The organism is Paenibacillus tundrae, assembly GCF_030812775.1.
GTDB classification, from domain to species: Bacteria; Bacillota; Bacilli; order Paenibacillales; family Paenibacillaceae; genus Paenibacillus; species Paenibacillus tundrae_A.
The window spans coordinates 13,194-35,548 of sequence record NZ_JAUSTI010000008.1 but is presented as its reverse complement, the minus strand read 5'-3'; the positions used below and the strand labels follow the sequence as shown (position 1 = coordinate 35,548).

At 46.4% G+C, this 22,355-nt stretch carries 14 protein-coding genes; 8 read left to right on the top strand and 6 right to left on the bottom strand.

Annotated features, from left to right (window positions below; genetic code table 11):
* Positions 1–219 precede the first annotated feature (219 nt).
* From J2T19_RS15375 to J2T19_RS15365, 3 genes are all read left to right on the top strand, one after another.
* Positions 220–3,213: a glycoside hydrolase family 9 protein gene (locus J2T19_RS15375; protein ID WP_307217652.1), complete on the top strand. Its 2,994-nt coding sequence runs from the start codon at positions 220–222 to the stop codon at positions 3,211–3,213.
* 73 nt (positions 3,214–3,286) lie between these two features.
* Positions 3,287–6,562: a glycoside hydrolase family 48 protein gene (locus J2T19_RS15370; protein WP_307217186.1), complete on the top strand. Its 3,276-nt coding sequence runs from the start codon at positions 3,287–3,289 to the stop codon at positions 6,560–6,562.
* Between the two features lie 477 nt (positions 6,563–7,039).
* Positions 7,040–7,834: a C40 family peptidase gene (locus tag J2T19_RS15365; protein ID WP_307217184.1), complete on the top strand. Its 795-nt coding sequence runs from the start codon at positions 7,040–7,042 to the stop codon at positions 7,832–7,834.
* Between the two features lie 159 nt (positions 7,835–7,993).
* On the opposite strand, the gene J2T19_RS15360 is transcribed toward J2T19_RS15365, so the two are convergent.
* Positions 7,994–8,902, bottom strand: coding sequence for an ArsR/SmtB family transcription factor (locus tag J2T19_RS15360; RefSeq protein WP_307217182.1), 909 nt, complete (start codon positions 8,900–8,902; stop codon positions 7,994–7,996).
* 179 nt (positions 8,903–9,081) lie between these two features.
* On the opposite strand from J2T19_RS15360, the gene arfA reads away from it, so the two are divergent.
* Complete coding sequence (arfA, locus tag J2T19_RS15355) at positions 9,082–10,587, top strand: arabinosylfuranosidase ArfA (protein WP_307217180.1); 1,506 nt, start codon at positions 9,082–9,084, stop codon at positions 10,585–10,587.
* A 779-nt stretch (positions 10,588–11,366) separates the two neighbouring features.
* Here the strand turns inward: arfA and J2T19_RS15350 are convergent.
* The gene (locus J2T19_RS15350; RefSeq protein WP_307217178.1) at positions 11,367–12,119 is read right to left on the bottom strand and encodes an MBL fold metallo-hydrolase; all 753 of its coding nucleotides are present in this window, start codon (positions 12,117–12,119) and stop codon (positions 11,367–11,369) included.
* A 131-nt stretch (positions 12,120–12,250) separates the two neighbouring features.
* Between J2T19_RS15350 and J2T19_RS15345 the strand changes: the two genes are divergently transcribed.
* Entirely contained in the window at positions 12,251–12,676 is a 426-nt protein-coding gene (locus J2T19_RS15345) for an Lrp/AsnC family transcriptional regulator (protein ID WP_307217176.1), read from the top strand.
* 66 nt (positions 12,677–12,742) lie between these two features.
* Here J2T19_RS15345 and J2T19_RS15340 read toward each other — a convergent pair whose 3' ends face one another.
* The 3 genes from J2T19_RS15340 to J2T19_RS15330 form a co-directional block, all read right to left on the bottom strand.
* A complete protein-coding gene (locus tag J2T19_RS15340) occupies positions 12,743–13,261 on the bottom strand; it encodes a DUF5381 family protein (RefSeq protein WP_307217174.1) in 519 nt (172 codons plus the stop codon).
* 80 nt (positions 13,262–13,341) lie between these two features.
* Positions 13,342–15,090, bottom strand: coding sequence for an ABC transporter ATP-binding protein (locus tag J2T19_RS15335; RefSeq protein WP_307217650.1), 1,749 nt, complete (start codon positions 15,088–15,090; stop codon positions 13,342–13,344).
* A gap of 79 nt (positions 15,091–15,169) precedes the next feature.
* Complete coding sequence (locus J2T19_RS15330; RefSeq protein ID WP_307217172.1) at positions 15,170–16,912, bottom strand: ABC transporter ATP-binding protein; 1,743 nt, start codon at positions 16,910–16,912, stop codon at positions 15,170–15,172.
* A 379-nt stretch (positions 16,913–17,291) separates the two neighbouring features.
* On the opposite strand from J2T19_RS15330, the gene J2T19_RS15325 reads away from it, so the two are divergent.
* The 3 genes from J2T19_RS15325 (at position 17,292) to J2T19_RS15315 (ending at position 20,725) form a co-directional block, all read left to right on the top strand.
* Complete coding sequence (locus J2T19_RS15325; RefSeq protein ID WP_307217170.1) at positions 17,292–18,224, top strand: S-layer homology domain-containing protein; 933 nt, start codon at positions 17,292–17,294, stop codon at positions 18,222–18,224.
* A gap of 199 nt (positions 18,225–18,423) precedes the next feature.
* On the top strand, positions 18,424–18,753 hold the full coding sequence (locus J2T19_RS15320) for an ArsR/SmtB family transcription factor (protein WP_307217168.1): 330 nt from the start codon (positions 18,424–18,426) through the stop codon (positions 18,751–18,753).
* A 196-nt stretch (positions 18,754–18,949) separates the two neighbouring features.
* Positions 18,950–20,725 (top strand): SulP family inorganic anion transporter, encoded by a 1,776-nt coding sequence (locus J2T19_RS15315; RefSeq protein ID WP_307217166.1) that lies wholly within the window; start codon positions 18,950–18,952, stop codon positions 20,723–20,725.
* A gap of 108 nt (positions 20,726–20,833) precedes the next feature.
* Here J2T19_RS15315 and J2T19_RS15310 read toward each other — a convergent pair whose 3' ends face one another.
* Entirely contained in the window at positions 20,834–22,354 is a 1,521-nt protein-coding gene (locus J2T19_RS15310) for a glycoside hydrolase family 43 protein (RefSeq protein ID WP_307217164.1), read from the bottom strand.
* Position 22,355 lies beyond the last annotated feature (1 nt).

The window sequence follows — 22,355 nt, the reverse complement described above, 5'->3', positions numbered from 1 at the left end:
AACGGCTTTTTTTGCAATGGTGCTAAAAGGAGCTGGATATGTCACAACAATGTTATTTCAGAAGTCACCAATGCTTATATTGCAAGTTAGACAAAAGACTATAATGGAAATTAATGGTGAAATTAACAGGGAGTCACACCATAGAGAGGAGCGGGTTTGAATCGTTTTATATAAGGCAATACGTAACAGAATTGATGAAGAGGAGATGAATGATTGGACATGAAACAAAGCTGGTGGAGACGAATCGCAATCATTGCGTTGTCGGCAGGACTACTGGCAGGGAGTTTACCGGTGGGTACAGGATTGATTGGTAAGGCGGATGCGGCCGCTGGCACTCACAATTATGCAGAAGCTCTGCAGAAAGCCATCTATTTCTATGAAACTCAACGATCAGGTAAACTGCCGGCGGATAACCGAGTGGAATGGCGGGGAGATTCAGGACTACGTGACGGATCTGATGTTGGCGTTGATCTGACAGGTGGATGGTACGACGCTGGTGATCATGTGAAATTTGGCTTGCCGATGGCTTATTCGGCGACAATGCTGGCATGGTCTGTAGTGGAATATCGTGATGGTTATGAGAATGCAGGACAGCTGGAAGAGATCAAGGACAATATCAAGTGGGCAACTGATTATTTTATGAAAGCGCATACGAAACCAAACGAATTATGGGGACAAGTTGGAGCGGGGAATACGGATCATGCTTGGTGGGGGCCTGCGGAAGTCATGCAGATGAACCGTCCGTCATTCAAGATCGATGCTTCTTGTCCAGGAAGTGATCTTGCAGGCGAGACGGCAGCAGCGCTGGCAGCAGCTTCCATTGTATTTGCAGACGATGAACCAGAGTATTCGGCGAAGTTACTTCGACATGCGAAGGAGCTATACAGCTTCGCAGATACGTATCGTGGTAAATACTCGGATTGTATCACGGATGCCCAGTCCTTTTACAATTCATGGTCAGGGTACTACGATGAGCTGGCTTGGGGTGGAGCATGGCTTTATTTAGCAACTAATGATAGCGCTTACTTGTCCAAAGCAATAGCTGCTACCGACCAATGGGCATCCGGAGGTTCTAGCAATTGGCCTTACACCTGGACACAGGGGTGGGATAACAAAAACTACGGGGCACAGATTCTGCTAGCCCGTATTACTTCCAGTTTGAATATGCCGGAAGCGGCAAGATTTATTCAGTCTACAGAGCGCAATCTCGATTATTGGTCAGTCGGTACGAATGGGCACAGAGTGAAATATACACCAGGAGGTCTGGCTTGGTTGGATCAATGGGGTTCACTCCGCTATGCAGCGAACGCATCCTTTATTGCTTTTGTATATTCGGACTGGGTCAGTGATCCTGTGAAAAAAGCAAGATATCAGGACTTTGCCGTTTCGCAAATGGACTACATCCTGGGGGATAACCCACGTCAGAGCAGTTACGTGGTTGGTTATGGGCAGAATGCTCCGCAGCACCCACATCATCGTACAGCTCATGGCTCATGGGCCAATAGTGAAAGTGTCCCGACAAGCCACCGTCATATTTTGTATGGCGCCATGGTGGGAGGCCCGAATGCATCGGATCAATACACGGATGATATTGGGGACTATGTTAGCAACGAGGTTGCAACCGACTATAATGCGGGATTCACAGGAGCGCTCGCGAAGATGAATCTATTGTTTGGTCAAGGGCATCAGCCTCTTGCCAACTTTCCTGCCCCTGAAGTAAAAGGAGATGAAATTTTCGTTGAGGCAGCCATTAAGGCTTCCGGTTCAAACTTCACGGAGATCAGGGCAATGCTGAACAATCGCTCAGCCTGGCCCGCACGGATGGGGGATCAACTCTCATTTAAATACTTCCTTGATCTAAGTGAGGTATACGCGGCAGGACGTACAGTCTCGGATGTGAATGTCACTGCATCTTATGCGGAAGGTGCAACGATCTCGCAACCTGTAGTCGTAGATGCAAGTCAACATATTTATGCCATTACCGCCGACTTCAGTGGAACCAAAATCTATCCTGGTGGAGAGGGGCACTATCGCAAAGAAATACAGTTCCGCATTTCCGGCCCTCAAGGGGCATGGAATCCGAATAACGACCACTCATTTCAGAATTTAGGTACTGGTAATGTGGCGAAGAGTGCTTATCTACCAGTCTATGATGCTGGGATACGCGTATATGGTCAGGAGCCAGGGATCGCTCTTGTAACGGCTCCAAGCGTACCTGCTAACGTGCAGGCCGTAGCAGGAAGCACCCAAGTAGCGCTCACCTGGACGGCTGTGCCAGGCGCCACATCCTACTCGGTGAAACGCGCTCCGGTGACAGGTGGACCATATATTTCTGTAGCTACTGGAATCAACGGGCTAACACATACAGATACCGGCTTAACGAACGGAACAACCTATTACTATGTCGTTACTGCGGTGAACTCCGCAGGAGAATCAGGGAATTCTGTTCAAGTTTCGGCAACACCTCAGGCTGCTACAGTCGTACCTGGTACGTTGGCGTTAACTGGAACGGCGGGTAACGCTCAAACGAACTTATCTTGGACATCATCCGCAGGAACTGCAAGTTACAAGGTACAGCGTGCGCTTGCAGGAGGAGCCTACACGGATGTAGCAACCGATTTAACGACACTGACCTATACCGATGCAACAGCAGTGAATGGGACGACATACAGCTACCGAATTGTGGCTGTTAACGCAGCGGGGCAGACGCTGTCCAATGTTGTGACACTGACACCAAGTGCACCGCCAGCAACGACGGGCACATTGGAATTTCAGTATCGGACCACAGGATCTGGCGTGTCCAGTAATGCAGTGACGCCACAATTCAATGTGAAGAACACGGGAACTCAGGCGGTTGATCTGAGTACAGTGAAGCTGCGTTACTATTTTACGAAGGATGGTTCAGCCGATCTGAGCTTCTGGTGCGACTATGCACAGGTCGGTGCAGCCAATATTGAAGGTCGATTCGTAAACGTGAATCCGGCGAAGGGTACGGCAGACACCTATCTGGAGATTAGTTTTAAACCGGGTGCAGGCAGTCTAGCTCCTGGGGCGGAGACAGGTGTCATTCAGGCACGCTTCTCTAAGACAAACTGGAGCAATTTTGATCAGAGCAATGACTATTCTTATGATGCAACGAAGACGGCTTTTACCGCCTGGAATCAAGTGACTGGATATCAGGGCGGCACACAAGTGTGGGGGATTGAACCATAATGACCCGTGGAAGCGCCGAATATTCCAAGCGCAGTGGATCTTAATAATTCTACTCATTTAGGGAGGTAAGTACATGTTGAAATCAGCTACAAAGAAAAGTTTGACGGCCATGCTGGCAGGAACAATGATGTTGACCGGATATACTGGATTGTGGGCGGGGCCTGGTCAGGCACATGCTGCGGATTCAGCTATTGAGCTTCAGGTAGAGAGTATAAATGAACAGCGGTTTCTGCAATTGTATGATCAATTAAAAGACCCGGCTAATGGATATTTTTCACCAGAAGGTATTCCTTATCATTCGATTGAAACGTTGCTGAGTGAAGCGCCTGACTATGGGCATATGACAACCTCGGAGGCATACAGCTATTGGTTATGGCTGGAGACCATGTATGGTCACTACACAGGAGATTGGTCGAAACTCGAAGCGGCCTGGGATAACATGGAGAAATACATTATTCCGGTCAATGAAGGTGATGGCAAGGAAGAGCAGCCTACGATGAGTTATTATAATCCGAATAGCCCAGCAACGTACGCTGCCGAGAAACCGTTCCCGGATCAATATCCTTCGGCGATTAATGGACAATATGCGGCAGGCAAAGATCCACTCGATGCCGAACTTAAGGCTTCGTATGGCAATAACCAGACCTATCTGATGCACTGGCTGCTTGATGTAGATAATTGGTACGGATACGGGAATTTGCTGAATCCATCACACACGGCTGCTTATGTGAATACGTTCCAGCGTGGTGAACAAGAATCTGTATGGGAGGCGATCCCTCATCCATCACAAGATAATAAAACGTTCGGCAAAGCCAATGAAGGCTTCATGAGTCTGTTCACGAAAGAAAATCAGGCACCTGCAGCTCAGTGGCGCTATACCAACGCGACGGATGCAGATGCGCGTGCAGTACAAGTGCTATACTGGGCCAAGGAAATGGGTTATACCAATACAAAGTATCTGGATAAAGCGAAGAAGATGGGAGACTATCTGCGGTATGGTATGCATGATAAGTACTTCCAGAAGATCGGAAGTGCGAAGAATGGGACACCGACTCCGGGCACAGGTAAAGATTCCAACATGTACCTGATGGCATGGTACACCTCATGGGGAGGTGGCTTAGGGCAAGGAGGAGAATGGGCATGGCGCATTGGCGCGAGTCATACGCACCAGGCTTATCAAAATCCGGTTGCAGCCTATGCGCTGTCTGATCCGGCAGGTGGTTTGATTCCAAAATCGGCTACAGCGAAGGACGATTGGAATGCTTCCTTGAAGCGTCAATTGGAGTTCTACACCTGGCTGCAATCGCATGAAGGTGCGATTGGCGGAGGAGCAACCAACAGTCTGGATGGCTCTTACAAAGCTTATCCGGCAGGAGTAAGTACTTTTTATGATATGGCATATCAGGAAGCACCAGTATATCGTGACCCAGACTCCAACACATGGTTTGGATTCCAGGCTTGGTCACTCGAACGTGTAGCAGAGATGTATTATATTCTTGCTGAGAGTGGCGATTTGAGCTCCGAGAACTTCCAAATGGCCAAAAAAGTCATTACCAAATGGATTGATTGGACGAAGGATTATGTATTTGTAGATGAACGCCCGGTAACGGATGCTCAAGGTTATTACCTGAATGCAGCCGGTCAGCGTGTACTTGGCGGAACCAATGTGCAAGTGGCAACAACACCAGCTCCGGGTGAATTCTGGATTCCAGGCGGACAGGAATGGCAGGGTCAACCTGATAAATGGAATGGTTTCAGCTCCTTTACAGAGAATCCGAACTTCCATGTCGTTACGAAAGATCCAGCACAGGATACAGGTGTATTGGGCAGTTACATTAAAGCTCTTACCTTCTTCGCGGCAGGTACTCAGGCAGAGGAAGGTGTGTTAAGTGCTGATGGGCAGGAAGCTAAAGATCTCGCTGAGAAGCTTCTGGACACAGCATGGGAATATAATGACGGCGTAGGAATTGTAACAGAGGAAGTGCGCAAGGACTATTTCCGCTTCTTTGCAAAAGAAATCTACATTCCTGCAAACTGGTCGGGAACGTTTGGTCAAGGGAACACCATTCCAGGAACGGCTGGTATTCCTTCTGATCCAGCGAAAGGCGGAAATGGTGTTTACATCGGGTACTCCGATCTTCGTCCGGCCATCAAGCAAGATCCAGCATGGGCTTACTTGGATAACTTGTACAAAACGTCATACAATCCAACAACGAAAACATGGGAAAAAGGAGCCCCAACCTTTACCTATCACCGTTTCTGGTCACAGGTTGACATGGCTACCGCATACGGCGAATATGATCGTCTGCTTGGAGATGAAGAGACTCCAGTAGTTGAAGTGCCCGCAGCACCTGCTGGTGTCACAGCCACAGGGGCTAGTGAACAAGTTGTACTGAAATGGGACACAGCTCCAGGTGCAGCTTCATACACAGTGAAGCGTGCTGAAGTAGACGGTGGGCCATACACTTCGGTTGCAACTGGAGTCACAGGCACAACCTTTACAGACGCGGGATTGACTAATGGTACGACCTATTATTACATCGTCACGGCGATCAATGCCGTAGGTGAATCTACCCCATCTTCACAGGTATCTGCAACGCCGCAAGCGGGCGTAGTTGTACCAGACGTACTGACGCTTATAGGTACAGCAGGTAATGCTCAGACGGAGTTAACATGGACGGCATCCACAGGGGCGGACAGTTATAACGTACAGCGTTCTGTTAATGGAGCACCGTACACGGACGTGGCGACCAATGTAACCGAGTTGACGTATACGGACAGCGCGGTAGTCAACGGCACTACGTACAGCTACCGGATTGCGGCCGTGAATGCCAGCGGACAGACATTGTCGAACGTGGTAGCATTGACGCCTACAGCACCTCCTGCTACAACGGGCAGTATAGAGGTGCAGTATCGTAATGGGAGTTCGGCAGCCTCAGGCAACGCCATTACGCCACAGTTTAACGTGAAGAACACAGGCACAACCGAAGTAGATCTGAGCAAGGTGAAGTTACGGTATTACTTCACGAAGGATAGCGCAGCAGATCTGAGCTTCTGGTGTGATTATGCTCAGATTGGTAGCAGTAATGTGGAGGCACGTTTTGTCGCGGTAGACCCAGCGACAGGAACGGCAGACACGTATCTGGAGATTGGATTCAAATCGGGAGCAGGAACCTTGGCAGTAGGTGCAGAGACAGGAGTTATCCAAGGTCGGTTCTCGAAGACCAACTGGAGCAATTTTGATCAAACGAATGATTACTCATTTGATGCAACGAAGACTGCCTTTGGCGCCTGGAGCAAAGTGACTGCCTATCAAGATGGTGTAAAGGTATGGGGAATCGAGCCTTAATCGAGGCGAGTCCAACAAAATGTGAATGAATAAGTTAAGCCGGGGAGCAATCCCCGGTTTTTACGTTTTTGCGTTCATGGATACCCAGATCTATATTAAATTAAACGTATTTATGTATAAATGTGGGTATTTATAGCTTTTATTGGTGAGGTAATGTTTTCCACTTATGGAATGAGGTGAATCGTTAGTGGTTCTTAAGAACTATTACGCAGGTGGGATAAAGTATACACGTACTTATCAGGACAAAGCGTGTGACATCAAATGGTTACAATAATTTAACCTTTGTAAAAAGCTCCGTATTTAAGCCGTTTTTTCTGTGTGTGGCAGGTGTATCCCTGATTCTTATTGCTCAAATCATATGATTCGAATACAGGACTTTGGTCTGATGATCGTTATGGAAAGCCCGTTTACAATGGGGCAAGCCCGGGAGAACCAAGCCAGGTTAAAATTCTGTAACATCAGGGGGAACATGACATCATGAACTGGAAAAGCAAAATGATTACTGCAACACTAACAGCAACGATGCTGATGGGAAGTCTGACGACAGGAGCACTTACAGCACCGGTATCAGCGGTTGCAGTCCAAAATTCGAAATTAGAAGTGATCTGGGGCGTTAACATGCGTACTTCAGCATCTTCAAGTGCAAAAGTGGTTCGCATGGTACCAAAAGGTGAGCAAATTACCGTACTTGGGCAGTCTGGATCAAGCTGGTACAAAGTACAGGATGCTAACAAACGCACAGGATACATATCCTCTTCATCCAAATATACAAAAGCTGTGAGGGGAAGTTCGAACACTTCAACTTCTGGTAGCAGCTCATCCAATACGAATCAAGCGGCAGTGGAGAAAGTGATTGCTGCAGGTATGAAATATTGGGGTACTCCATATGAATTCGGAGCAAGCCGTAATAGTACGGCTACCTTTGATTGCTCCAGCTTCATTCGCCAGGCCTTCATTGATGCACTCGGAATCAAGCTGCCAGCCGATTCTCGCCAACAAGGTGCTTATGTTAAAGCGAAGGGCGCTGTTCAGACCAATTGGAAAAATCTAAAACGCGGCGATCTGATGTATTTCATGTCTTATAAAGGGACTAAGTCGTCCTCGTATGCTGGCGTGAACAAGTCCACAGCAAGAATTACGCATACTGGTATTTATCTGGGTGACGGTAAAGTATTGCATACGTATTCCAACGCCGGTGGCGGTGTAACAATCAGTAATATTGCAGGTAAGCATTGGGAATATCGCTTCTTGTTCGGTGGAAGTGCGTTGTAGGAAAGCCTCTTTCTCTCAGTTAGATGTTAACTAGGCATTTTTACGGATACCCAAATGAACTTTGGGATTAAGTGTAGGTCAACCTTCATTAACAAATAACCTGCCATCTACGCCACAAAGGGTAGACGGTAGGTTATTTGTTGTAATTGCTATCCTAATTCAGTCCTGATAGTAGAGACGGAACAGGATATCCTGGTTATAGTTTCCGAACCCTTCGCCATATAAGGTCATACCCCCGACATGTTGCGCATCTTCCTCAACCGATAAACGCAATGTCCACTGATTACGCTCCACCGGAATGTCCGAGAGCTTCACATCAGATAAACGCTGTCCATCAATAAATGTTCCCTCATCGGTTATCCGCAGCACTTTTAACATACCGTATTGATTAACACTCTCGCTCCACCATTCCGGGGTGAACACACCGCGTCCGTTGCCAGAATCACCGGGACTTGTCCATTCTCCGAGCCTTATCCCATTCAGCGTAAACGTAATATCAGAAGGCCAGTTTGGATTAACGGACGGCGCTTCTGAACCGATCTCCAGAGACAGCTCAATCGCATTAATCTGTTGCCCGGATAGAATGTAATTTGGAATTTTATATTCCACAAATCCTCGCCCCATCCAGAGAATTAAAGCATGCATCCGCTCTGGGTCTAAAAAGTAACGAGGGTCATCATACTGACCGATCACATGAGTAGAGGTAGCTAATCCACAGGTTGGATAAACGTCAAAATGGGTGTAGTGCCCCACCGGAATTGCAACCTCATGAACTTTATTGGATGATCCGGTGTCCTGAGGCATCGAGATTCCGATCCAATCCACCGCTAAACTGTTCATTTTGTGGGTACCGCCGTCTTTACGAACCATCTTCGATTGAATAATGCCTACGTCCTGAAGCTTCCGAACGTGCATCGTTACAATGGCACTGCTTAGACCAAGCGAAGCGGCGATATCTTTGACGTTCATGGGGGTATCCGCGACGAGGCGGATAATTTGCAGACGAACTTCACTGGCTAGCGCCTCATAGAGGGGCAGCCATTCTGCATCGGTAGTTGCTCTAATCACATGTGTTCCTCCAAGCTATAAATTATAGAATTAAGTTAAACATAAATCCAAAGGAAAGAGTAACATTTTTCGAAATTCGGGTTGAAATTATTGTTATAATCGATTTTAATATAAATATAAACGTTTATCCAGACATTTTGAATTAATTTTAATATTAATCTTAAGGAGTGTTAACCTTAATGGAAAAAGCGAAAATGACAGTAGACAAAGATTTTAAAATTGGTGAAGTTGATAAGCGATTGTACGGATCTTTTATTGAACACTTGGGACGCGCTGTATATGGTGGAATTTACGAACCGGGACATTCTTCAGCGAATGAGCAAGGTTTCCGTACCGATGTGCTGGAGATGGTGAAGGAGCTGCAGGTGCCGATTGTACGTTATCCAGGGGGGAATTTTGTATCCGGTTACAATTGGGAGGATTCCGTTGGGCCAGTGTCTGAGCGTAAGCGTAGACTGGAACTCGCATGGAGAACGATCGAGACGAATGAATTTGGCTTCAACGAATTCGTAGACTGGACGAAGCAGGCGAATTCCGAAGTGATGATGGCGGTCAATCTGGGAACAAGAGGAGCAGATGCTGCGCGTAATATCGTAGAGTACAGCAACCATCCGGAAGGTTCGTATTATAGCGATCTTCGGATCAAGCATGGTTACAAAGAACCGCATGCGGTCAAAACATGGTGTCTAGGTAACGAGATGGACGGTCCTTGGCAAATTGGTCACAAAACGGCTGAGGAGTACGGGCGTGCTGCAGTAGAGGCCGCAAAAGTGATGAAGTGGACGGATCCAACGATTGAGTTGGTGGCTTGCGGAAGCTCTAGCTTGAATATGCAAACGTTCCCGGATTGGGAAGCGACGGTGCTGGATCATACGTATGATCATGTCGAGTATCTTTCCCTTCACCAATATTATGGCAATCAGGAGAACGATACGCCGACATTCCTTGCACGCTCGCTTGAAATGGATCGTTTCATTGACACGGTGAAGGCAACCTGTGATTATATCAAAGCGAAGAAACGCAGTAAGAAGACGATGTATCTCTCCTTTGACGAGTGGAATGTATGGTATCACTCCCATGAAAATGATTCGAAAATGGATCCATGGCAGATTGCTCCGCCGCAACTGGAGGATATTTATAACCATGAGGATGCACTTCTCGTAGGTTGTATGCTCATCAGCATGCTGAAACATGCAGATCGGGTCAAAATGGCATGTCTGGCACAGCTCGTTAACGTGATCGCGCCAATTATGACAGATACAGGCGGTGGTTCATGGAGACAGACCATCTTCTATCCATTCATGCACGCTTCCGTATACGGACGTGGAACAGCATTGGTGCCGTTGATTCAATCTCCGAAATATGACACCAAACAAATTACGGATGTTCCTTATCTGGAAGGGATTGCGGTGCATAACGAAGAGCGCGGAGAAGTGACTGTATTTGCAGTGAATCGTCATCTAGAAGAATCCCTTCCGCTTGAAGTGGACTTGCGCAGCTTCGGAAAATGCAGCTTGATTGAGCATATCGTGCTTGAGAATGATGATCTCAAAGCGACCAATACAGCAGCACAGCCAAACCGTGTAGTTCCGCATAACCGCGGGGGAGCAGAGGTGTCGGATACGTTGATTACAGCAAGTCTTGCTAAAGCGTCTTGGAACGTGATTCGATTGAAAGTTCAGTAAGGGCACAGGCTACATTGATGTAGAGTTTTCCAGTAAGCTAGAGACATATTAATTGAAAATTCTGTAAGAACACAGACTGAAACTGCAGTGAATAATACAGATTACACCGATTGAAAATCAGTAAGGTCAAAGGCAACACCGATGAGGAATCAGTAAGCGCACAGACCTAAGCTGGACTGGGCACGATCATTCTTATGGTTAACTTAAGTTAAATGCCCGACCGAGAGGGAAGTGAGGAGGGACGTTAGCGAGTCAACGTCTTCCTTGAATCCCAAAAAGCTGGATGCGAGTTATTTATCGCATCCAGCTTTTTTCATGTTATATACAACAATTAGGTCAGGTCAGGTCAGGCTATCGAATGCTGGGAAGATAGGGTGGGATAATCCGCAAGATTGCATGTAAGGTAACATGTAGGTATCAAGAAAACAAGGTAGTACGCAAGAAATAGTGTCCGTTGAAATTGCAGAAAGTATTGCATCATCATTCGTTATATTAACTCTTCATGAACCTATCGTATTCATGGTTGTTGGTAAGTCTATTATTGAATACGCAGTCCTGGCGCATGAGTTCTAACGAACCTAGGAAACGTTATTGTGCTGATTATCACCATAGTTGAAATTTAACGAATCTGAGACACGCTATTCTAGCAAAAAGGTGGATGAATGCCGGGAAAAGTGTGCCTAGAGCAGAAATAACGTGCGTAGGATTTGTTAGAATTTTAGATTAGCCCAAAAGTGCTCAATAGCGTGTCCTGAGTTCGTTACCTCAAAACTTAAAACTTAAAACTCAAAACTTTCCCCATCAAGCGGGATGAGTACCTGACCATCCAATTGCTCGGATGCCAGATGGTTGGCCAGATCAGCGCGGGATACGACGCAATGGTTAATGGCATCCATATGCACAGCGATCACATGAGCGGATGGCGCATGTTGCTTCACAGCAACAACGTCATGCTCGTCCATCGTAATGGGATCCCCTTCGTTGAAGCGTGCACCCCCAGCATTCACAACAATAACCTCTGGTGTATATTGACGAATTGCCTCAGCAGGCTTCTCGCACCAGATTGTATCACCGGCAATATACGTGATGGGTTCACCGTCTGTTTCTAGGACGAAGCCGGATACGTTACCCATACGTTTACCAATCTCACCCGTACCATGATGACCAGAGGTGCGAGCGAATCGTACCGAATGATGCTCATGTTTATCCGCTACAGCAGTGACATTGGTGAACCCCGCATTGGTAAATACATGTTCATCTCCAGGTTGGCATAACAGCGGAATATCCTTACGGAGCTGCTTCGCGGCAGCTTCATCCCAATGATCTGGATGGGTGTGAGTGACCACCAACAGATCGGGATTTAGATAATCAGTTTCGGTTTCCGGCAGACTCACTCTCGGGTTGCGCAAGTCATTCGGTGTGTTCGGAAATCCAGGCATGGACTCCGCATCCATTAACATTGGATCAACAAGGATGTTCAGCCCGCCATATTCTAGCCACAGTGTAGCATTACGGATCAATTGAATTTTCATTATATTTGCACTCCTTCGGATTGTTGAATAGTATTATCCTATATGTTATACAACCCGATTAACGTCGTACATAACATGATGAACGGAATTCGAACGAACTCATTTCAAGATGAAAGGATGGCTACAGCTAGATGAATGAAACGATAGATGACACAGATCTGCGTATTTTGCAGATCCTCATTCAGGACGCCAAACGTTCTCACAAAGACGTTGGAGAAGACGTTCACCTGACTGGACAGGCTGTAGGGGCAAGAGTGCGCAAGCTACAAGACCTGGGCGTGATCGAAGGGTATACAGTAAAATGGAACCCCGAGCGTCTTGGCCTCGGTCTTCAGGCATTTGTTACGGTATTCTTGAACTCCGGCGATCGGCATGCTGCATTTCGAGCGTTTATTGCTACACGGGAAGACATTGTTGAAGTCCATCGTATTAGCGGAGAAGGCTGTTACCTCATGCGAGTTCGTACAGGAACGACTGAACAACTGAACCAGTTGCTTGAAGCCCTCTTACCTTACGGGAACTATAGGATGAATTTGTCTCTCCATGTGGAGAAATGAAGCTGCGATAGACCACTTTTGTCATGAAACAACGGATAACGCTTGATGGAGCTACATTCATTCACGTCATACTGATGACGTATATTTCTCTTCTCGTGGATGCTTATCGCGTAATGTTTGCTGAAGCAGGTTGATTGCGTTATCTCGTTCTTTTTTGCTAAGCAAATGATCTGTTGCGATGTGGTGCCGTGTGCCGTCATTTAGAAATAAAACAATCATCGGTGAAGATGACAAGATCCACTTACTAAAGTGATAAGTCGACAGTTCGATTTTACGAATTTGTTCCCAGCGGATCTTTCGTGAGCCGCACAGGATTACTTCATCATTCCAAGACAATAACACTGGCGGCTGCTTGATGAATCGCGCGCCAAACATAAGACATAACGGGCCGATGAACCATATGCCAAGAACGGCTGCAATCGAATAATATAACGTTTCTAGTTTGCCAGATAGCCCATCATATATAAACCACAAGAGTAGAATGCATAGGATGATGAACAGAAGACACAGTGTTCCCTTCCAGAGAGCTGTAAATCTTCGATACCGAATATGATGAATAAGCTGATCAGATGTTGTTGAGTCCATGTTCAATTCAATCCTCCTCTATGACCATCATATAACGAAATATGCCGCTCTGCGAGGCAGGCGGCATATTTAATGTTCAATTATCCCGAGACGGCTGTATGATCTTCTCCAGCTTCTCGTGCATGCTTATACAGATCCGCATATACACCTTTGGCGGCGATGAGATTCTGATGTGATCCTTCCTCGACAATCTCCCCATTCTCCATGACGAGAATCCGGTCAGCATGCATGACAGTGGAGAGTCGATGTGCAATGACAATCGTTGTGCGCCCTTGAGATACGGTTTCAAGAGCTTGCTGTACCAGTTGCTCAGTATGGGAGTCCAGATTGGCGGTTGCCTCATCTAAAATGAGTACACGAGGCTCGAATACCACAATTCTTGCAAACGATATAAGTTGTCGCTGCCCAGCCGATAATCCGCTGCCTCGTTCAGATAAACGTGTATCGTATCCTTCAGGCAGACGCTCAATCATCGCTGCTGCTCCGACAAAACGGCAGGCTTCAATTGCCTTTTCCCGCGAAATATCCTCGCGGAACATTCGCACATTATCGATGATCGTTCCGGAGAACAAAAAGGGCTCCTGCTGAATCAAACCAACGATTCGATGAAGATTAGCTTGGGGAATCTGCCGGATATCCGTGCCATCGATCTCAATCCGACCTGCCTGAACATCATAGAAGCGGTTAAGTAGAGAGATCAGTGTACTTTTCCCAGCTCCCGTTGTGCCTACAATGCCGACCATTTCTCCGGGATACAGATGTAGATTCAGATGTTCTATTAGTGCACGATCTGGATGATATCCGAACGATACATCATTAAAATCAACCTGACCCATCACGAACTGTGGCTCAAGTTTGTTAGCATCTTGGGGCTTAGGATCAGCGACTTCCGGTCGGGTACTTAGTATTTTCCAGATGCGATCCATCGACACCGTGGTGGATTGGAACGTGTTCCACTGCATCGTAATCTGGTTGATTGGCTGAAAGAACTGGCGAATATAGCTGATAAAGGCATAGAGCACACCCACCTGTAATGACTCCCCGAGGACAGCGCGACCCCCCAACCAAACCATCATGACCAGTGCGGCATTACCCAGAATATCAAATGTACGGTTAAAGATTACATTAGAACGAGCCTGAGTAATGTTGGCTTGAAGGTGATCCTGATTTTTCTCCGAGAACCGTTTCTTCTGTTCTTCCTCCTGATGAAAAGCTTGAATAAGGAACATACCGGACAAGTTCTCTGCAGTAAAAGCGATCAGACGAGAGAGACGTGTGCGTGCGTTCTGATAAGCCTTTCGTAGTCTACTCCGAAATAACACGGCAACGATCGCGATAATCGGTAACACAAGAAGTGAATATCCTGCGAGTACCGGGTCTAGTTGAAACATGAAAAAGATAATCAGAACGAGCATCATGCCATCTCGAATCAGACTGAGCAGCACTTGCGTGAAGAAACTGCTGATTGTTTCTGTATCGCTGGAGACATTCGTAACCAGGCTGCCAATATGAAACCGATCAAAAAATGACATCGACATTTTGGAAATATGCCGGAATAGGTCTTTGCGAATGCGAGAGACGATGTTCTGACCGACATGTTGCAACAGGTTATTTTGTACATAAGTAAAAACAAAGCTGATGACAGCTAAGCCTAAATAAATGGCTGCGAGTTGAACCAGAAACGCGACACTTGTTTGGCCTATCGCAAGATGATCATCGATCGCAATTTTCACTAAATACGGTTGCAATAGCTCAGCAGAAATGCCAAGTAAGGAGCATAAAAAGATTCCCAAAAAGGTGAGTTTATGCGGTTTGGCATATGCCATCATGGCTTTGAAGGAAGTACGCTTACTCTGATCTGGTTCCGTTGAGGTTGTTGTAGTTGTTGCATCTGCATCAGGTTTATGGTCACTCAAGATGTAGTCCCTCCTCCTGCAAACGATACGTTGCGGCATATAACCCATTCGCCGCCATCAACTGGGAGTGAGTGCCTTGTTCGGCAATACGCCCCTGGTCAAGCACAATAATGTCATCTGCATGGCGAACTGCACTGATCCGATGCGAAATGATTAAGGTTGTTTTGCCTTTACCGATCTCACGCAGGCTTCGCAAAATACCGCTTTCGGTAACGGCATCCACAGCACTCATACTGTCGTCGAGAATGAGCAACTGGGCTTTCTTAATTAATCCCCGAGCCAAACTAGTACGTTGCCGCTGTCCACCAGATAGGGTAAGTCCGCGCTCGCCGAGTAAAGTATCAAAGCGGTCTGGGAAACGTGTGATGTTATCGTAGATCATCGCTTGCTTCGCGCTATGTTCAACGGTACCGAGCGACGCATTACGGTCACTGAAGGCAATATTGTCTCGAATGGTGGTACTGAATAAGAATCCATCCTGTGGTACATAAGCGATGCGGGATCGTAAGCTCTCTAGCGATAAAGCACGAATATCCGTACCATTCATGCGAATCGTGCCCTCTGGTGGTTCATATGTACGCAATAACAGCTTGACCAAGGTGCTCTTGCCTGAACCAGTTCTGCCTACGATGCCGACCGTTCGACCTGCACGAATGTTCAGTCTAATATTACTCAGTGAAGGAGAAGAACTTCCTGGGTACGTAAAAGACAGGCGATCAATGGTGATGTCGTTTACCTTATCAAGTATCTTAGCGTCTGACCGTTCTCGCACGTCAGGCTCTTCCAGGAGCAGATCGTTGACTCTCTCAAGTGAAGCTCCAGAGCGTTGCATCGTGTTGATAACGTTACCAATCTGCTGCAATGGCCCCATAATAATACGTAAATATAATGTCAGTGCGACAAAACTGCCAAGTGTGATGGAATTCTGCATCGTTAATATGCCGCCCACGAGCAGGGATACAACAAGAGAGATCGCCCCCAGTAACGGGAGTAGAGCCTGGAACAGGGAAGATAAGCGTACTAAACGCAGTTGTCTGGTTTTGATAGCATCGACGGTTGTGCCGAATCTCTCCTGAGCGATGTCTTCAATTGCAAATGTTTTGGTAACACGGATGCCACCCAGCTGTTCCTCCGCGGCTTCGGTCATACTGGCTAGAGCCTCCTGTACGTCGCGGGAACGCTTTCGAATCCGAGGGCCAAAAAAAACGACCAGAAAAGGGATGGCTAACAGTGGAATCACGCTAATTAGAATGAGACTGAGCGGTATGCCGCTTAGAACCATCATCACGATGCAAGACAGTAACAGGAAGGTAGCATTGGTCATCATTGTGACGCCATTGGAGATGGCTTCGCGTACAGATGTGACGTCATTCATCACATAGCTGAGAAGTTTGCCATTACCTTGTTTGGAAAAATAGTGCTCACTGAGTTCGGAAAATTTGCCAAATATTCGCTCACGGGTCATAAATTCAAATCGACGGCCAAGCTTCATAATCATGAATTGTCCCGTACCAAAAAGTAAATTATATGCGATGGCGATTGCCAGTAGGGAGAGGCTATACCGAACGACGGTGTCCATTTGAAATGTATGCTGCATTAACTGATCCGTGAAGCTCCCAAGAATTCGGGGTAAAGATGCCTGACCTACGTTGGAGGCAATGATGAGAAGAATAGCGACCAGATATACAGGCCAGTTGGCGATCACATAGCCTCGTAATAATCCTGTCTTAGACATAAAATAGGTTCTCCTTTTTTCAGATAAGAAGTGAATTCGGAAGCGAAGTCAGCAAAAGGGCCGACACCTGATATTAGCGCGCCGTGCCCTCTTACTGTATGCAATCTAGTTTGTAAATTATCCGTCATTCGATTAATTTCTCTATACTTATTTTTGCTCTATTCCTTACGGATGTCAACAAAGCAAGCAAGCATGGGGGCGGGAAAATAGGTCGTCATAGCGGATATATATACGATTTTGGAATGAACCCGAGAGAAATTGTGCGTTCTATCATTATTCATCTTAATGACGATGAAGTGAAACATTTTCCAAGGGGGCCCCGTCTGTAGGATTGAGAAGTTCAAAAATAGGGCTTACTACTACCAGGAGGTGCCAAGGCATGAAACATAAAAAAGGATTGGCGGCAACGCTTGCACTGTGTGTGTCATTAACGGCAGGAGGTGCTTCGGTACTCGCTTTTTCGGATGTGAAGGATGAAGGGCAAAAAACAGTTGTAGATACATTGAAGTCCAAAGGTATTGTTAATGGCGTAACAGCAGATCTATTCCGTCCAGATGCTGCATTGTCTGAGCCACAAGGTGTGCAGATGATCGTGAAGGCTTTTGGTTTGAAGAATGAATACGCGGCTGCCGCGGCTCAAAATAAAATTAGTCCTGACACATGGTATGCTGATGCTGTACAGGCTGCAACGCAGAATGGTCTGTCCATTCCGGTGGAGTTGAATCCGCAAGGTGAAATGACGCGTGAACAATTTGTTATTTTACTGCACGAAGGTATTAATACAACGGGTAACTATCCAGTGACCTTGAAGTATAATTTTATTAATGACGAAAATAAAATCGGTAAGGACGCTATGTCTGCGGTCCAGAACCTGCTGAATATGAATATCATTGAACTGGATAAGGACGGTAATTTCCGTCCAGATCAGTCACTTACTCGTATGGAGGCTGCAAGCATGATCTTCAATGCAATTGAATTTGTGGAATCGCATGGGGAGGATGGTTCGTCTGAACCCGCTCCAACCGATCCAGCCGATCCAGGTGAGGGTCAACAGGGGATCGTACCAAGCGTGACTACAACCAAGGTTGATGATAAAACGAATAAAGTTAAGTTGACAGCTGAAATGCCGCATCCCGGTTACGGCTTGAAGATTGATGATGTGAAGCTGGAGAAAGATGGACGTGCAATCGTGCATTACACTATTGTTCAGCCTGATCCTGACATGATGTATCCCATGGTTATTACGAATGTAACTGCTGAAACAGACATTCCGACAGGCTACACAGCAGAAGCACAGCCATCAAGTAAGTAAGAAAATATGGTAGGACTATTCTACATTAAAAAATAGGCTATTGATTGAAGCTGCTGTCTGTATTATACAGGCGGCAGCTTTTTCTAATTCCAATGCTCCGATTATCGTTGTATTGTGTCATTTTATAGAGTGAAACTTATGATCCCATCTATGTTATGATCTTTATATATTCAAAAGTTAGTATAAAGGGGTATAACGTATGAATCAGAGCATACAACAGTTTAAAACGGATTTCTTTAAAGCTTTGGCTCATCCTATGCGTATTCAGATTCTGGAATTGCTGAGCGAAGGAGCGAAGAACGTCAACGAGCTGCAAAGTATCCTGGGGTCAGAAGGCTCCGCCGTTTCCCAACAGCTGGCTGTATTACGCAGTAAAAACGTTGTACAAGGCATGAAAGAAGGAACGACAGTCATATACTCTCTACGGGATCCATTGATTAAAGACTTGTTGGAGGTTGCCAAACAGATTTTTGACAATCATCTGGTCAATGCCATTTCGATGTTGGAAGATATCCGCAAAGAAACATAAACATGCTAGGGCGGGTTTTCAGATACGGCGTAAACAAGAGGAACCTGAAGTTGAAGTAAGTTCGGGAACTTCTTGTTTTTCTGCATGTAATAATGTCTCAGGTGTGAGCATTACGATTGACAGCGTGCTCGCAGCGGCGTAGTCTTCTTATTATATTCAAATATTCAAATATATAAAGAAAAGAAGGTTAAGTCAGATGAAATGGATGGGGAGATATAGAGGGTATAATGGATCTTCTTTTCGTAAGGATCTGTTATCGGGACTAATTGTAGGTATTATTGCGATACCACTGGGCATGGCATTTGCCATTGCTTCTGGAGTCAAACCGGAGTACGGCTTATACACAACGGTAATCGCGGGGATTCTCATTTCCTTGCTGGGTGGCTCCAAGTTCCAGATCGGCGGACCAACAGGGGCATTTATCCCGATCCTCTTCGCCATTGTAATGCAGTATGGATATGAAAATTTATTGATTGCCGGAATTATGGCCGGATTCATGCTTGTACTGATGGGATTATTTAAGCTTGGGGCGTTAATCAAGTTCATTCCGCGCCCGGTGACCATCGGATTTACAGCGGGGATTGCTGTCATTATTTTCAGTGGGCAGATTGCTAATTTTCTAGGACTACGCGGGATCGAGAAACATGAAGATTTTTGGTCTAATATGAAAGAAATCGTAATGCATATTTCAACCGTTAATATATATAGTTTGCTGACAGCAGGCAGTTGTCTGGCTGTTATTCTGCTTGTGCCGAGATTTGCGCCGAAGGTGCCTGCGTCACTCGTTGGTCTGATTCTATCGACAGTAATCGCAGCGTTGTTTTTTGAAGGGCAGGTGACTACGATTGGATCGTCCTTTGGTGCGATACCAAGCTCCTTGCCTCAATTTCATGTGCCTGAGATTACTTGGGAGCGAATCATGAATTTGCTGCAACCCGCTTTTGTTATCGCCATGTTAGGTGGAATCGAATCGTTATTGTCTGCTGTTGTTGCCGATGGCATGACCGGAAGTCGACATAACAGCAATCGAGAGCTTATTGGGCAGGGGATTGCTAATATGGTGACGCCATTATTTGGTGGTATTCCTGCAACAGGAGCAATTGCGCGTACGGCAACGAATATTAAATCTGGAGCTGTGTCACCATTGTCTGGGGTTATTCATGGCGTAGTAGTCCTACTGGTAATTGTTCTGTTCGCACCCTATGCTTCCCATATTCCACTTGCCAGTATGGCTCCCGTTCTGATGATGGTTGCCTGGAATATGAGTGAACGGAGATCGTTCATGCATGTTATGAAAACCAAAACGAGTGATTCGCTCGTTCTGCTCATTACCTTTTTATTGACCGTATTTACAAGTTTAACGACGGCTGTAGAGGTTGGGTTGATTATGGCTGTCCTTTTATTTGTTAAACGGATGAGTGAGATGTTGAAGGTTGCCAAAGTGCTGCCTGATCCCAATCATAAACATGAGAAAGTCATGGACTACATGGTTCGCGAAGGGCATGATTGTCCACAGATAAACCTGTATTCGATTGAAGGGCCGTTATTCTTTGGTGCAGCAGATCGATTCGAGAAGTCAGTCATGGATTCGCTTCATCGGCGACCAGGTATTTTGCTGTTGCGCATGGGCAAGGTGCCTTTTATGGATACGACAGGTGAATCCAATCTGGCTCATGTTGTTAAACATATGGAGAGATCTAGGGGGACGGTTTTACTTTCGGGTATTCAGGCACAACCATTGGAGATGCTGAAGAAAACAGGCTTGATAGAACGGATTAATCCTGATCATATGTTTGAGCACACGGGTGAAGCTATCAATTATGCATTAGCGCATCTAGATGATCAGAAATGCAAGGGTTGCAAGCATTTTGCATTTCATGAATGTGCTGCATTGTCAAGCGCTGGAACCGATTCAGAGCGTATGAGTATGCTGAAATCAGGAAAGCGAGTCGAAGCAAATAGCTCCATGTAATCCCTGAAGCTAGAGGAAGCTATGGCACGTTGAAGCTGCTGTCTGCATTGTACAGACGGCAGCTTTTTGAGTTGAAACTGTGCACTTGATTAACGAATTTAACGGCTATTATACTTCATCCAATGGTTCATAATCGAACCAATCGAATCGTGCAGGTGTGCCACTTCCTGATGGACTGGTGGCATACATTGCAGCAATGACCCCTGTGAATCCGCCTGCTACTTCAGTGGAGAGCAGATGAGTCTCACCTGAGCCAACCTCCAGTTCTGGAGCTGAATTTTGCTGAATGGAGAAAAGGAACTGGTCAGGTTGTGCATGAATTTTCAAGGTTACTGGCCCTGCTTCACAAGCAACCCATTGCTCGGTTCTTAGGGAGCCAACTGTGCGACGAAGTAAGATCATTTTGCGTCCATTGACCTGCTTAATTGCCAGATCATAATGATATTTAGGATTCATATACAGCGTTAAGCCAGCTTCTTCTCCGTCTTTCTGTGGCTCAAAGGCTAACTCGGTTGCGATACGGGCGGTGAAATGTTTCAACCGGCGACCAACAAAAGCAGGATTACTCACGTCATCAAGGGAAACGGAGTTTCCACGCAGTACAAGCTGACCTGGCTGTTCCTCTAGCGACCAGCTTCCGGGTGCGGGGTTACGCAAGAACATCCATTCCAAACCAAGAGTTGCTCCGTCAAAATGATCCCGCACGCTTGGTGCATTCCATTGTACTGGTGGTAGCTTAGGCGCATCCATAACAGGATTGACATTCCCATTGTCACCAATAATCGGCCAGCCTTCATCCGTCCAAGTCACAGGTGCAAGAAATGTTTCTCGTCCCAAGTGATGGCGCATCGGATAAGAAGGGGGGCGAATACCAAGGCAGACAGCCCACCACGTTCCATCCTGTGCCTGAACCAGATCTGCGTGCCCAGCGGCATGGATACTGCTCTTCATACTGCGGTTGGATAGAATTGGATTGTGAGGACATGGTTCAAATGGGCCGTATGGATCGGTGCTGCGTGCGATGGTTTCCATATGACCGTACTCCGTACCACCTTCGGCAATCATGAGATAATACAGATCGTTAATTTTGTATAGATGGGGTGCTTCTGGGGCAGCTCCGCCTGTTCCACGCCAGATGAGTCTGCTATCTGTAAGCTGCTTCCCGGTAGTAATGTCAATCTCACACTGATATATTCCTTCGCCTTCATTGCCATTTTGAGCGGATTGGAAATACACACGTCCATCATCGTCGAAGAGCAGAGAAGGATCTATGCCCCCCTGTGCGATGAGAATCGGTTCAGACCATGAGCCTGCTGGATCTTGGGTACGAACAATCAGGTTTCCACCCGCACCGATATTAGTCGTTGTCATATAGAACCAGCCTTCATGGTAACGGATGGTCGGTGCATATATACCGGCGGAACTTGAGGCTTTACTTAGTGGAAGCTGTGTTTCGGAAGTAAGACAATGTCCAATTTGTTGCCAATGTACGAGGTCTTTGCTATGGAAAACAGGCACACCCGGAGAGTATTCAAACGTACTCGTTACCAGATAGTAGTCTTCGTTTACGCGGCAAATGCTCGGATCGGGGTAAAAACCTGGAATCACGGGGTTCGTATATTTTGTCATG

Excerpts from the sequence above, each read along its gene's own strand:
- J2T19_RS15375 (WP_307217652.1), top strand. The coding sequence starts at position 220 with ATGAAACAAAGCTGGTGGAGACGAATCGCAATCATTGCGTTGTCGGCA.
- J2T19_RS15370 (WP_307217186.1), top strand. The coding sequence starts at position 3,287 with ATGTTGAAATCAGCTACAAAGAAAAGTTTGACGGCCATGCTGGCAGGA.
- J2T19_RS15365 (WP_307217184.1), top strand. The coding sequence starts at position 7,040 with ATGAACTGGAAAAGCAAAATGATTACTGCAACACTAACAGCAACGATG.
- arfA (WP_307217180.1), top strand. The coding sequence starts at position 9,082 with ATGGAAAAAGCGAAAATGACAGTAGACAAAGATTTTAAAATTGGTGAA.
- J2T19_RS15350 (WP_307217178.1), bottom strand. The coding sequence starts at position 12,119 with ATGAAAATTCAATTGATCCGTAATGCTACACTGTGGCTAGAATATGGC.
- J2T19_RS15345 (WP_307217176.1), top strand. The coding sequence starts at position 12,251 with ATGAATGAAACGATAGATGACACAGATCTGCGTATTTTGCAGATCCTC.
- J2T19_RS15340 (WP_307217174.1), bottom strand. The coding sequence starts at position 13,261 with ATGGACTCAACAACATCTGATCAGCTTATTCATCATATTCGGTATCGA.
- J2T19_RS15335 (WP_307217650.1), bottom strand. The coding sequence starts at position 15,090 with ATGATGGCATATGCCAAACCGCATAAACTCACCTTTTTGGGAATCTTT.
- J2T19_RS15330 (WP_307217172.1), bottom strand. The coding sequence starts at position 16,912 with ATGTCTAAGACAGGATTATTACGAGGCTATGTGATCGCCAACTGGCCT.
- J2T19_RS15325 (WP_307217170.1), top strand. The coding sequence starts at position 17,292 with ATGAAACATAAAAAAGGATTGGCGGCAACGCTTGCACTGTGTGTGTCA.
- J2T19_RS15320 (WP_307217168.1), top strand. The coding sequence starts at position 18,424 with ATGAATCAGAGCATACAACAGTTTAAAACGGATTTCTTTAAAGCTTTG.
- J2T19_RS15315 (WP_307217166.1), top strand. The coding sequence starts at position 18,950 with ATGAAATGGATGGGGAGATATAGAGGGTATAATGGATCTTCTTTTCGT.
- J2T19_RS15310 (WP_307217164.1), bottom strand. The coding sequence starts at position 22,354 with ATGACAAAATATACGAACCCCGTGATTCCAGGTTTTTACCCCGATCCG.